General features: G+C 42.2%; 24 protein-coding genes. All 24 read left to right on the top strand.

Going from position 1 to position 12,450, the window contains the following annotated elements:
• The coding region (locus NST34_RS32055; RefSeq protein WP_341129649.1) for a DUF3967 domain-containing protein at positions 1-287 on the top strand (287 nt) is incomplete at its 5' end.
• 195 nt (positions 288-482) lie between these two features.
• Positions 483-647 (top strand): hypothetical protein, encoded by a 165-nt coding sequence (locus NST34_RS32050; RefSeq protein WP_341129648.1) that lies wholly within the window; start codon positions 483-485, stop codon positions 645-647.
• Positions 648-1,312: 665 nt separating this feature from the next.
• Positions 1,313-1,438, top strand: a complete 126-nt coding sequence (locus NST34_RS32045; protein WP_341129647.1) for a hypothetical protein — start codon at positions 1,313-1,315, stop codon at positions 1,436-1,438.
• 293 nt (positions 1,439-1,731) lie between these two features.
• Complete coding sequence (locus tag NST34_RS32040) at positions 1,732-1,932, top strand: hypothetical protein (protein ID WP_341129646.1); 201 nt, start codon at positions 1,732-1,734, stop codon at positions 1,930-1,932.
• Between the two features lie 30 nt (positions 1,933-1,962).
• Positions 1,963-2,178, top strand: coding sequence for a hypothetical protein (locus NST34_RS32035; protein ID WP_341129645.1), 216 nt, complete (start codon positions 1,963-1,965; stop codon positions 2,176-2,178).
• A gap of 66 nt (positions 2,179-2,244) precedes the next feature.
• Positions 2,245-3,813 (top strand): hypothetical protein, encoded by a 1,569-nt coding sequence (locus NST34_RS32030; protein ID WP_341129644.1) that lies wholly within the window; start codon positions 2,245-2,247, stop codon positions 3,811-3,813.
• A 1-nt stretch (position 3,814) separates the two neighbouring features.
• Positions 3,815-5,458 (top strand): fibronectin type III domain-containing protein, encoded by a 1,644-nt coding sequence (locus tag NST34_RS32025; protein WP_341129643.1) that lies wholly within the window; start codon positions 3,815-3,817, stop codon positions 5,456-5,458.
• Positions 5,459-5,460: 2 nt separating this feature from the next.
• Complete coding sequence (locus NST34_RS32020) at positions 5,461-5,613, top strand: hypothetical protein (RefSeq protein ID WP_341129642.1); 153 nt, start codon at positions 5,461-5,463, stop codon at positions 5,611-5,613.
• Positions 5,614-6,042, top strand: coding sequence for a hypothetical protein (locus NST34_RS32015; protein ID WP_341129641.1), 429 nt, complete (start codon positions 5,614-5,616; stop codon positions 6,040-6,042).
• Complete coding sequence (locus NST34_RS32010) at positions 6,035-6,298, top strand: hypothetical protein (RefSeq protein WP_341129640.1); 264 nt, start codon at positions 6,035-6,037, stop codon at positions 6,296-6,298. The genes NST34_RS32015 and NST34_RS32010 overlap by 8 nt, the downstream gene beginning before the upstream one ends.
• 14 nt (positions 6,299-6,312) lie before the next feature.
• Positions 6,313-6,456 (top strand): hypothetical protein, encoded by a 144-nt coding sequence (locus NST34_RS32005; protein WP_341129639.1) that lies wholly within the window; start codon positions 6,313-6,315, stop codon positions 6,454-6,456.
• Positions 6,431-6,832 (top strand): hypothetical protein, encoded by a 402-nt coding sequence (locus tag NST34_RS32000; RefSeq protein WP_341129638.1) that lies wholly within the window; start codon positions 6,431-6,433, stop codon positions 6,830-6,832. The genes NST34_RS32005 and NST34_RS32000 overlap by 26 nt, the downstream gene beginning before the upstream one ends.
• A 15-nt stretch (positions 6,833-6,847) precedes the next feature.
• Positions 6,848-7,198, top strand: coding sequence for a hypothetical protein (locus NST34_RS31995; RefSeq protein WP_341129637.1), 351 nt, complete (start codon positions 6,848-6,850; stop codon positions 7,196-7,198).
• On the top strand, positions 7,198-7,458 hold the full coding sequence (locus NST34_RS31990; protein ID WP_341129636.1) for a hypothetical protein: 261 nt from the start codon (positions 7,198-7,200) through the stop codon (positions 7,456-7,458). Before NST34_RS31995 ends, NST34_RS31990 begins: the two co-directional genes overlap by 1 nt.
• A complete protein-coding gene (locus tag NST34_RS31985) occupies positions 7,452-7,616 on the top strand; it encodes a hypothetical protein (RefSeq protein ID WP_341129635.1) in 165 nt (54 codons plus the stop codon). The genes NST34_RS31990 and NST34_RS31985 overlap by 7 nt, the downstream gene beginning before the upstream one ends.
• Positions 7,616-8,290 (top strand): zonular occludens toxin domain-containing protein, encoded by a 675-nt coding sequence (locus NST34_RS31980; protein ID WP_341129634.1) that lies wholly within the window; start codon positions 7,616-7,618, stop codon positions 8,288-8,290. The genes NST34_RS31985 and NST34_RS31980 overlap by 1 nt, the downstream gene beginning before the upstream one ends.
• Entirely contained in the window at positions 8,280-8,603 is a 324-nt protein-coding gene (locus tag NST34_RS31975; RefSeq protein WP_341129633.1) for a hypothetical protein, read from the top strand. Before NST34_RS31980 ends, NST34_RS31975 begins: the two co-directional genes overlap by 11 nt.
• 26 nt (positions 8,604-8,629) lie before the next feature.
• Entirely contained in the window at positions 8,630-9,013 is a 384-nt protein-coding gene (locus NST34_RS31970) for a hypothetical protein (protein WP_341129632.1), read from the top strand.
• A 1,347-nt stretch (positions 9,014-10,360) separates the two neighbouring features.
• Positions 10,361-10,684: a hypothetical protein gene (locus tag NST34_RS31965; protein ID WP_341129631.1), complete on the top strand. Its 324-nt coding sequence runs from the start codon at positions 10,361-10,363 to the stop codon at positions 10,682-10,684.
• 2 nt (positions 10,685-10,686) lie between these two features.
• Positions 10,687-10,899, top strand: coding sequence for a hypothetical protein (locus NST34_RS31960; RefSeq protein ID WP_341129630.1), 213 nt, complete (start codon positions 10,687-10,689; stop codon positions 10,897-10,899).
• 23 nt (positions 10,900-10,922) lie between these two features.
• Positions 10,923-11,168 (top strand): hypothetical protein, encoded by a 246-nt coding sequence (locus NST34_RS31955; protein ID WP_341129629.1) that lies wholly within the window; start codon positions 10,923-10,925, stop codon positions 11,166-11,168.
• Positions 11,169-11,214: 46 nt separating this feature from the next.
• Positions 11,215-11,355, top strand: coding sequence for a hypothetical protein (locus NST34_RS31950; RefSeq protein ID WP_341129628.1), 141 nt, complete (start codon positions 11,215-11,217; stop codon positions 11,353-11,355).
• A gap of 42 nt (positions 11,356-11,397) precedes the next feature.
• Positions 11,398-11,595: a hypothetical protein gene (locus tag NST34_RS31945; protein WP_341129627.1), complete on the top strand. Its 198-nt coding sequence runs from the start codon at positions 11,398-11,400 to the stop codon at positions 11,593-11,595.
• 587 nt (positions 11,596-12,182) lie between these two features.
• Positions 12,183-12,450, top strand: a 268-nt coding sequence (locus tag NST34_RS31940) for a MerR family transcriptional regulator (protein WP_341129626.1), incomplete at its 3' end; no start/stop codon positions are given.

Below are 12,450 nucleotides of genomic sequence, written 5' to 3'. Positions count from 1 at the left end.
ATAATCAGTTATCAGAACGATATGAAGAACGATACAATGAACTTTTTGAGGTCATGCGGCAGCTAGGGGAACAGAACCAACAACAAGCGGAGGAATTGGCACGGGTACATAAGCGGATGGACGAGCAAAACGCGAATATATCAGTAATATTGCGGGAAGTATTGGACACACGCCGCATGGTAGCGGCTGCGAATGATAAGCGATGGTGGGAATTTTGGAAAAAGGACATGGTACTTCCTGATCTTGATGATCCCGAGGTACGTTGGAAGCTGAGCAAAGATAAATGAGAGTGTTATAGGGGCGGCGCTTTTAAGCGAAACGCCTTTTTTTGTGCGCGGGAAAATTAATATATTATATATATTAATTATAATGCTTAAAAATAACATTTATAACCATATTTTGATAGATTCGATTGTTTGCTGAATCAAATTGGTGAGTTATGATAAAAAGAAAAACAAAAGGAGGAAAGCTTATATTAGGGAATGGGGAAATATATTTTGGGAAGAAAAAGAATCGATCCAGAAGAGGTTGTTAAAACAATCTGCGTGAACGTAAAACAAAAGGTGCTTACTGAAATTGAAAAAGAAGGTAATTCAAAACATATCATCGAGAAAATGATAAATGAGAAATATTTGAAAACACAATAGACATATTTTCCTTTTTTTTTTATAATTACATAGGAACTTAATTTCTAAACGGAATATAAGTTCGCGTTAAAAGTGCTTTTATGTCTTATTTGAAAATATTTTGTGATTAAAAAGAGTGTTTTTTGCAGTTGCGTTAATTATTATTAATTTCAGTGCAGAAAAATAACTTTTTATGGTAAAAATGAGCTTGTGAGGGTCATTGACAAAATTTTCATTTGGGTGTTATCCTGCATTCAAGACATAAAAAAATATCCAACCCCGATACAGTGCTGGTAACACTGTTGACGGGAACCTGTTGCGGAATATCCCTCCGGCAACGGGTTATACTTTCGTACGTTGGACTTAGATTATTCTAGTCTATTCGATAGTATTTTGGCAATGAGAACAAAGACGGAGGGATAAACCTCGGTCTTTTTTTGTTGGGAGTTGCTTGTTTTGGAAAATGGGATTCAAGGAGAAACAACTAATTCGACCGTATTTGAATCAGTTTACAGCCCTGATCTAATAGAGGGGCTAGATTACACCAGGTATACAGGAAGCAGCGTATCTTTTAACGTGCTTCACGAAGTCACGTTTGGGGACATAATGATTTCTACTCTTTTGGCGTTCCTCATTCTATTCATGATTATTCGGTTTTTGCACAGTCTGATAATAGGAGGTAAACAATGATTCAGTCTATGGCAACCATGAACGCTTCTCAGCTTGTGGAGCATTACAGCTTATTCCTGGTCATACCCGTTTACTTTGCCCTGGTCAGCCTGTTTATTAATGTATTCGGGGTGAAAAAATGATCAAGGATTTGATGATCTTTCTTTTTACACTGGATAGTATGGACTTCGTTTTATTTGTTCCACTTCTGGCAATTAGCTTTTTTGTTGGGCTAATCACTCTTTTGAAAGGGGTGGGGCGATGGACTTAAAAGGGCTACTGGATATGTCATATTTTTGGTGGGTGTTTAACAAGATTGCAGCGGTGGGCATGGTCTTCTTGGTGATATACATAGCGATACAAGCCGGAGGATGGCTCCTGGAAACATTGATAACCGCTTTCAGAAATATGCGTGGTAGAAGTTAGGAGGAGCTTTATGTATAGCTCAATACCGACTATCTCGTTTTTCACAGATGCGGTACAAGCTGATTTTTGGTCAGTGTTACGCGCAATACTTTTTGTGGGTATGCCGTTTGTGATTATCGCAGCTGCCTTTGAGTATGGTGGGGAATTTATCGCTGTTATACGTAATGCCTTCAGCCGTCGTAGGGACGATGACGAGCATTATGATATATAAAAAAACAAATTATATTGGGAGGTTTTTAATATGTTTACATCAATTATGACTTCAATGGTACCAGCAGCAACACCGATTTTCTCAGGCACGGCAGATTGGGGCTTTGGTGCATCTGACGTTTGGTCAAACGTTATGCTCATCGTGGGTAGCGTATCGGCATTTTTGATCTTGGGTATTTGCATCAAGTTCGCACCGAAGGTATTCACAGTGATCTTTAAGGCTTTGGGTATTGGCGGCGGAAAGTAATCATAGAAGCACTTATGCCGGAAAAGGGGCGGGGGAAACCCCGTCCCTTTTTTATTGGGGGAAGCCATGAAGAAAATAATATTATTACTTGGCTTAGGGCTCCTGTTGCTTCCAGGGATCGCGGGAGCTGATAGCACATCAATAGATCTCAACAATTACTATTTTGCTCATGCCAATATGCCAGGTGAGTACGTGCTTAAAGATAAGTACAACAATACTGTACTTAAGGGTGACTATAGCCAAAATGATGGGCATGTAATTCAAATATCTTTTCGTAATTGGCACGCAAGCGGCAGTAATAAGGTTGTGATAAATCTCCCGGATGGATCACAAAAAACCGTCACAAATGGGGAAACAGTGACTTTTCCATCTAATCCCAAGCAAGTGAGTCTTACTCTTGTGAAAACGGATTACACCGAAAGCTATGTTGAGGTTTCTACTACTAACGTTTATGACCAATCTAATGGCGGTGTTAACTTGACGTATACATTTACGGGTAGTCCTCCAAGTTCTTTTGGATCTTTAGGTCCTGGAACCCCAACGTCATCACCTACACCCAAACCGACAGCTACACCAAACCCGACCACTACACCAATAGTCACACCCAAGCCCACGTATGTAGCAGGAAATCTTATGGCTTACAGGACAGGACGCACATTGATAGAGTGGGCGAATGAGCCGCCTAATACATCAAAATATGAAGTGTACCGTGACGGTGTGCTAGCGGCAACATTACCAGCAGGCACTTATCAGTATAATTTCCCTGATCCTAGCGACATAGACGCAGATTACGATATAAAAGCAATATCTAGCAGCGGAAATGTACTGGCTAAAACCACTCTTATAATAAGAGTCGGTCCTGGTACCGAAGATCCAGAGCCAACACCTAATCCAACCGATCCAGGAGATGGCGGCGAAAATGGTGGTACTAATCCGCAGCCAAGCTGTAATGATGTTTGTCAAAATATAAAGGACCAACTTAAATGCCCTGGTTGGGATGATTACATGGGAGCCTGGTCAGACATGATTAAGGGATCATTACCACCGCCGCCAGATTGGGAGAATGTAGCTGCCATTATGAGAGATACGATCGTTCCATCAATGGGTCAGGAGATTGTAAACCGTAGTCCTGAGATTGCTAGGATCATAGCGGACGAATTACAGAGTCGTGAAAAGGCGGTAAGTCCACCGCCGACCATAGCCGATTTTAAACCGAATGTTCCTCGAATTACTGATACGCCGAAAGTGAACGCGAATTTGACCGATAACGTCCCGAATTTTACGCCTGACTATACGGAGGACAAGGGTTTCGTGATCCCTGACCCTGCATCTATCCAGTTTAATGATAATACGGATAAGGGCTATGAGTATCAACCTATTGAGAGTGCAACCCCTACGTTTGCGGCTGCTATTGAACCGTCCTCGACAGATAAGGGCTACAAGGATGCCGATCCGGTAGAGATTAAGCCTCCTGCCTATGTCGGGGGAAGGTACACACCAGAGGAAACACCGCCACCGTACAAACCGGAAGCTACGGAGGTGCCTATGCCGCAATATACTGGCAGCGAAAACACCGGAGACTATAGAAATTACAGCAGTCCATCAGAAACATTCAAGGCGTACGGGGGGGGATGAAATGAAAAAAATTATAATGTTTGCAGTCTCCCTATTTTTTGTTTTTAGTTTATCGAATGTAGCAAATGCACAGCCTGGGGGACTGTTAGATGGAAAGCCCTTTAAGTTAATTAATGGTACAGAGACGTATTTGTTTACAGATGGCGATCCGAATACTATGAATTTTTTAGAACCATCAGGTCCGGCTACTTATACATCGAATGTATCTATGGATATAAGCGCCATTTATTATGATTGGGGTCCAGGTAATTCATACCCTGCAAATTATCGTTTTTATGATTCTGCTGACAAATTATTGTACACAGGAACTACATCATCACGTTTTCAACAAAAAGTTTTTTTACCAACTGTTATAAAAAATGTTACCAAAATAATAATTGGCAACTCCACCTATGAATACGCCAGGGAATTTGATGTGTGGGGAACGATGAATTTAGAGCGTCCTTTGTCTGTTTCTGCTTTGCCTGGTACAAAAAAAATAAATGTGAGTTTTACGGCCCCAGAGGGCGCAACTGGATATTATATCTACTTAAATGGGACGAAATCAGCCCATTTTACAGGTACAAGCTATGAAGTTAAAAACTTGTTGCCTGATGTGTCTTATACGGTCCAACTATCGGCAGAATACAACGGTAATGAGTCTCCACTAACAGAAGCCAAAACGGTAATACCTTATGACAATGAGGTGATACCGGTATTAGACACAGCAGCGGACTGGGGCAAAATAACAATAACCTGGAACAAGCCGGAAACTGTGAAAAAGTATCTTCTCTATGTAGATGATCGGGCAGCAACAGAGGTCGAAGGTATGCCGTTTGTATTATCTGGATTATCGCCAGAAACAGAATACAAGCTGCAAGTTGAATATACCGATCGTTACGGGAGGACCTTTAAATCTGATGTTGCTACAGTCAAAACAAAAGTTAAACCAGTAGACGTAGACCCACCAGGCAAGCCGACCTTATTAACTGCTCAAATGTCATCGGATTTTAAATACATTATCGTTACCTGGAAGGGTAACAGCGAAACGGATTTGGCAGGATACAACCTTTTTGTCACTGACAATGGCGGCAATAAAAAAAAGCTGAACACATCTCTATTAAAATCTAACAGCTATGCGTTTCCAGATTTTATAGCGGATCATGAATATGTATTTAGTTTAGAAGCCGTTGACGAATCGGGTAACACATCGGAATTAGCAGATACAAGTATAAAGGCGACAACTAAACCAGTGACGGAGAGCGAGCAGGAAAATACAGCAGAATATATTATTGTCACTTGGAAAGAGACACCAAACGCTATTGAATATCTTGTTTTTTTAAATGGCAGACAAGTAGGCACAGCGGGTAAGGATGAACGGAGCTTTAAGATAACAAGGGCTATGGGCTACAATCCGGCAAGTATGGCAAATGTAACGCTAGTAAAAGCAAAATTTGCTGACGGCAGCACTGGCGGTGGTCAAAATGTCGGTGATCCACCTATAGCGGGGAATCCAGATGGTTGGGGACTAACAGGATCTGAAATTTGGAAGAACGTTGTCTTGTTGGTTGCGTCTTTAGGTATTTTTATGCTGCTAGGTATCTGTATCAGGCTCGCACCAAAAGCATTTAGAATTTTACGTCAAGCGATTAATTGGAGGGGTTAAAAATGAACGCAGCTGAGCTAATGGCAGGAGGAATGAAGCTGATTCTAATGGCATCCCCGTTTATGTTGATCTATGTATCCATTGCCTACAGTAATGAAATTATTGATTTAATACGGCATGCAGTCTTGGGACGGAGCCGGAAAGGTTGGGATTAGATGTTTAGCGCCATAGCAGACGGTTTTAACTATTTGTTTAGTATGCTTGCTGATTTTTTTTGGAAGCTCATGGACGGTTTGCTGTGGCTGCTACAACCTATATTTGATTTAATATCTCTGATCTTTGGGTTAATCGTTTGGATCGGTGTCATCATCTTTAAAATTGTGATGCTAGTATTTGCGGTTGGTAAAATGCTTGTTGGTCTAATCGGTGGGTTATTCGCAACGATAACAGGATTTGGGTACACAGGCAGTACAACAAATTTGCCTGGAAGCTACATGGAGGTGTACTCCCATATCAGACCATACTTGTCGATGCTGCAGCTAGACAAGATCGCTTATTTGGCTCAGTTCGGAATATGGTTTTTTACAGCGTGGGCGGCTCTGCACTTGATCGGTGGCATGAGAGGGGGCGGCAGCAGTGAGTAACTTTTTAGATAACATCTTTAATCCTGTAGTGCAGTTTTTGGATAAATGTATCTCGCAGCTCAACCAGATCGGAACGGTGGCAGCCAAGGGAGTTCGCCTGGATAACTACTTTGGCTATTTCGGGATACTTGGACCTGAGTGGGCTAGGGCAATCAGTTCTTTGCTTGCTGCACTAACCTTCTTGTTTATCTTATATACAGTGCAAAAGTATAGTAGTGTGCTGCTTTGGTTTAAGGATTTAATCAAGTGGTGGTAAAGGGGGAGAGGCAATTGGAATTGGCGTTTCAGTACTTTTTTATCGCAGGAGCTGGCGTTGGGTTGGGGCTTTGTTTAACAGTTTTTCCTTGTTGGATGGTCATTAAAAAAATAAGTACTGGGGGTTTTAGCTTTGGCAAAAAAAGAGGAAAAAATTAACCTGGGTCGCGTTGTACTCTTTCGGAATTACACAGCTCAAAAGGCAGAGGATCTGCATACAGGAGATAAAGACGTTTGCGAGATCCTCGAGGTGGAGGATGACCAGGGCGAATACATAAGAGCAGGTTACTACGTACTGCCAAAAGCAGACGCTACAGTTTTGAGTAATGAGGACGGTTTAGTTTATGTATACAACGTCAGTTTGCCGTACCTGGAAGAGGTAGCTCACCTGGCAAAGGTAGAGGAAAATATTATTATCGGACAAGCTTTTCTTTATCCTGGTCGCAACATGCCAAGAACAGGACCAAATGCATTCCAGTGGTGCATGTTTGCAGGAATATTCTTACTAGGAGCCTTTGCGATTTTCGCGGGTTAGAAAAGGAGGATTACAATGGGCAAACCGTTAGACCTTGAAGGGATCGTTAACCAGGACTTATACAGTAATCCTATGCCGCAGATTGACGGAGTTAAGCAGGTCTTAGAGACGCTGCAAGACCGTGTGCAGGCTTTAACGCCTACACAGATGCAAGCCATAGGGTACTTGGAGTATTTGCAAACTAGGGGTATTCATGAAGGTAATAGACCCTATTCGGAGTTGATAGATCGTATCCAAAATCATGCCTACCGTGTGGCTCCTCCTGGATTCTTTATTAGAGTAATCGAGGCGCTAATTCCGCGACCAACTACAATTGATGCTAAGACCGCGGCGAAAATGAACCAGGAGAGAGAAGGGAATAGGTAATGTTTAATAATGCGAATTGGGGGTTTGGAGCTGCTGAAATTTGGTCTAATTTGTTGTTGATCGTTGGCTCATTATCAGGTTTTTTGCTATTAGGAATCTGCATTTATATGGCTCCATCAGTCATGTTTATAATCAGACAAGCCGCGGTTTACAGAGAGCGTGGAGAGTGGGAAAGACCCCGAGAAAAAGGGTGGAAACGTGCAGAACTTTCAAGTCGTGTACGTCATGGGACGGATTGGAAAGGGCGGAGAAGATGGTGATAGATAGTGTTTGGTACAGTGTGCTGATGCTCGTTGGTAGTCTTTCAGTCTATTTGCTTGCCGGAATCTGTGTGACCGTTTACGGGCTTTGGGTTGAGAGAAGAGCTAAGCACTATACATCTACAGACTATGCTGTTATGGAACGGAGGAAACGTTAATGGCTCGGGTAATTGGTCTAACAGGTCCATTCGGCAGCGGCAAGAGTACAACGGCAGTAATCAAGGGGGTAACGTGGTCTAAAGCATCAGGGGCGAAGATATTTGCTAATTTCCCTATGCGGGGAGCGTACCTATTTGATAGCTTCGAGGACTGGTACCGTATCGCGGATCTACACGGCAGCGTGGTAATTTTTGATGAATCTCAGACTAACTTCGATTCAAGAAAGTGGGCAAATGAAGCGAATACAACCCTAACCCAAATATTTAACTATGTTAGGAAAATGAATTGTATTTTTATTTTCATCTTGCCAAGCTACAACAACATAGACACGCGTATTCGCCAAAACACAGAGCTGCTTATCAACTGTCAGAAGACTCCTGGAGGAACAATAATTAATCACGTTTATGATTATCAGGATAAAGCATATGGTGAGTGGGGGCGGCTGCTGAATAAATGGGTATTGCCACCATCATCACAAAAAAAGGTTTACGCGCTTGATGTATTTGACACAAACAGTATGGTAAAAAGCTTTCCTATGCCTGTAGGCAAAAAACAAACGATAGATTTTTTTGAAGAGCTTGCTAGACGACATGATGCAGCACTTAAGCGCTTAGGAATTTATAAAGAGATCGAGACACTGGATAAAGAGGAGCTGCTCTTTTATGCAAACTGAAAAACTACTTTCCCCAGACACATATACCTTCTATCGAATCTACATGGGTAAGGAGATTAACCCCGTGGTGCTTAATAAAAAGTGGAAAGAATATTTGGAACAAACCTATACCAATCAGCTTACACAAGCTTGTAAGGCGACTAAGAGCGTAGCGGTGAGGTCTACGCTGCTGTCACGTCATGAAAAGGATATGTGCAAGGATAAGCGCTACCATTCAGGAAATAAAGTCTATTATATGTTTCCTGAAAATGATGTGCCATTGAACATCTACTGTAGGTTGATCCAGGAAGAGGGAAGGATTGTTTTCGAGTAAATATCTAGTAGATAGGAGGGGTTGAAATGATAACGGGATTTAGAAAGTTTTGGGGAAAGAGAGATTTTAATATTAGTAAATGGTTATGGAAAATTTTAGAGCTTGGGGTTTTGGTTGTAGGTATTGCAGTTTTTTACAGAGTGGCTCAAGAACAGGCAGGGAGAATAAGCCTTAAAGAATATAATGAATTTATGCAAGCTTTGGGCGCAGCTGCTGAACCGAATGAAAAGAACGGGAGTGTGTTAGCTTTTCTTATGACATATCTGTTCGCAGTCCTGGGAATTCCAACAGCATATATATTTGTTTGGATCCACCGAATTATTAAATGGTTTGCCATCAAAGATGTACGAATTCACTTTGAAAGAGAAAATAAATTGCTAGAGCAGCAATCTAAACATATGGTTTTATAGTAACCATTTACAGGGTTTAAATGGTATAAATGAGCAAAAAAACGCGAACTTAAATTCTATACCGAAAGTAAATTCGACAAAATTAGGTCTATTAAGTAAAAAGCCCTAGTAAGTTTGAGTAGAAATGTGGTAATATTTTCTCATTGAGAAATAAAAAGACCACGTTTCACGCAGCTACTAAGGTTTTCCCGACCTAAGTAGTTGTAACTGTTACACCGACGCACATCGGAAAACAGCGAGCGCTAAAACATGGCTTTGCTCTTATTGTACCGGATTTTTGATCTGGAATCAATAAAAACAAAGCATTTGTGAAGGCTCTCCTGATCCCTTTGTGGGATCGGGAGAGCCTTTTTATTTTTCTGGTAGGTACATAGACAACTAGAAAAACCGGAAGTAAAAAGGCTTCGCATTGAATTTTCGAAAAAAATTCAGGGCAAGGGGCTTACTTTCTTATTGCCAAAAACGGAGAAAATCTATAAAAAACAATGCATTTCCGGTTTGCACCGGACTATATCGGGCGCTCAATGCCACCCAAAACGACTATAAACAAACTCGGACAAGCTGCAAATTGTTCGTTGATGGTGATGGTAGGTCGTCCCACCCCCTACGATAGTGTCCCTTCAGCGGAGCCGGTTCGAAAGATCGGTACAGCAGTCTGAAGACTAGATGGCTGTAGGTGTCTTCCGTTGCCGGGGAAAAGTCTATCTGTAATCCCCACCTTCCTGAGTGGCGTTGTGACTCCAACGACCACATTCCCGTCCGTAGGAGCCTGTTAAAGGGCTCCGGCTGGCTGCAAGAGTTAGGTAAGACTATACGTGGTAAAGTACGACCAGGACACGTTGAATTGCAGCAAGGTGAAGCGACCGGATAACCCGAGAACGCCAACGCGTTTGGTTTTCGATTCTTCCCGCAGTCCCTCCTGTATATGGGGGCTGCGGCTCTCTCCTTCCTCCCCTCGCCCGCCATCACGGTACGGCGCAATTGTCAACACAAAAGTTAGAGCCGCAAAATGAAGGGGCGGAGGTGGGGAGCAGTGCTTAAAATCTTCCAGGCTCGCGTAGCGAGGCATCCTTTTAACGCGGGCTTGGGGATAAAAGGAAAAATAAAAAAGATATCCACAGGATAAGGAAGGGGCAGAGCGACATCGATAGTGACCCCACGCCGCACCAGCGGCACAACAACTCTTACACTGGTTGTCGAAGGGGATGAGCTGGAGCGCGCGCGGACTCAATCGCTTATTTTTTTGGATACAAAACACTTGATTTTGTATCCAAAAAGGATTATTATGGATACAAGAGAGAGCAACAAACCGCCCTAGAGTGGGTGATCGAAAGGAGTTGGTAGACTATGAATAAGATGGACGCGGTTGACCAGGCTTACCGGATCGCTACGCTGACGGAGCCGACCGGAGAAATTAGGCAGCTTCTCAGCGGTCTGAGCTTTGAGCGCTCGCTCGAACTGCTGCTTATGATGCGGCAATCGACCAAAAAGGTAAAAAATCCAGCGGGATTCCTGCGCCGCGCGATCCAGGAGGATTGGCAGCCTGGTCAGATTCCCGAGAAAATTGATCGTCGGATAGAAAATGCAACACAACGAATTTATGAGCGGAATGGTCTTACACCTGAGCAAGCGCGCCAGGCGACCATAGCAAGCCGCAAGAGAGGGTTTTAAGCATGAAAGACACCAGGAAGAACATCAAGGCGGCGGCAGCTGTTAAGGCTGATTTAAACGCTATACAGAAGGAACTAAAACTAAAGACCGAAAGTATGGCAATTGCTTATCTAATGGCTATGTATTTGAACCGGAAAGAAACTAAAATATCTCTTGCAGATCATCAAAAATTTATGAAAATTGCTGAGGATGCAAACCGTCAAGCATCGTTATAAAAATGAAAAAAGGGTGTGAACGAATGGATCACGCAATTGACAGAGTAAATACATTTTATGAGCTCGCGTTGGAACGGCTTTATGATGACTGGGTAAAAGGTGAGTATAACAAGTTGTCGGAATGTCCGAGGTATGAAGAATGTAACACGTATCGTAAGGCGATTAAGGTAATGAAAGATTGGGCTTATAGATCAACATCGAGAGGATCAGTCAAAGAGGATTTAGTATCACATATGTGGGTTACTAAAGGCATTGAAATTAAATGGTAATGAGTAGATGACGCATACCGCGTAATAGAAAGGAGAATATTTACTTATGGAATGTACGATTTGTCGCACAACTCACCTGGTTGAGCTAAGACCAGTTTATGAGGAAAAAGAACCCGTTTGCTTTGCTTGTTGGCTGGAATTTTATGCAAATGATGATGATAAAGAGTTTCTTAAGGATTTAGAGTAGACGCATTATGTGCAGGAAGGGATGGAAGATATGTACGATAGATTGGATGAAGTAAAGAAACAACATCATTTTGGGAATCTGCATGAAAGAGATTTCGTCTGGCTCATTGAGCAAGCAGAAATACTAAAAAAAATCGAAAAACGATGGATTGAAATTGAAACAAATGGAACAAAAGAAGAAGCTGACGATTTTTATACATTTGTTCAAGAAACGCTAGCCAACAGTCAAGCTGCTGAATAGTCCGAATGTTACTGCGTAGTGTTGGCAGCTGCGCGACTGCCCACCGCCTTTGTGTTTACATATTTACATATCCGATATTAATTATGTATGTGGTGTCTTGATAGATCGGCGGTGGGCAGTCGCGCAGCTGCCAACACTTTAAATGAGAAAGGTTGTGGGAACAATGAAAGAGTTTAGCGAGAAGGAAATATATGAAATGATGAAAAAAATGCAATCGTTGATCGTGGTTCCTCATAGACCGAACTTTTCGGTAAATGAAGAACATAGGGATTTGAAGAAATCGGAAGAAAACGAGAGTTTGTAACTTCGGCATTCTACCTTAAAAATTGATTGTTCCACGGTAGCGTAATCGGCGGTCATGGTCGAATTTGACCAAATACGAGGATCAGACCGCTGGACATGTTCACAAAATCGTGAATTTGGTACATATGTACTTTAAGGGGGCGGCGGTATTTATGGAAATCGTGAATGTCTCTATGATTATGTTGACGCGGGAGTATTTAGAAACTTAGAATCAGAGGATATAGAAGACCTCACTGTAGCGGAAATGGCGTGGGGTTTAATCCGATATTGTAGGTGATATGAATATGCTAGGAACTAAGGAAATTAGCGAGATTTTGGGAGTTAAAGCCGTTACAGTGCGGAAATATGCAGGAGAGCTTGAAAAGGCAGGGTATAGCGTTATTAAAAGCGAGAGCGGTCATCGTGAGTTCTCAGAGGAAGACGCTACAGCGTTCAGACACATGAAAGCGCTATGTGAACAAAGCGGAATGACAGTAGAATTAGCGGCAAAGGTAGTAGCAGCAAAGCATTTAAAGGCGACTGAATCTATAGCGCCTATGGTTATTTCAAGCG

Source organism: Paenibacillus sp. FSL H7-0714, assembly GCF_038003765.1.
Taxonomy (GTDB): domain Bacteria; phylum Bacillota; class Bacilli; order Paenibacillales; family Paenibacillaceae; genus Paenibacillus_AQ.
Note: the sequence above shows the minus strand (reverse complement) of the source record. Positions and strands in the feature narration are given on the sequence as shown.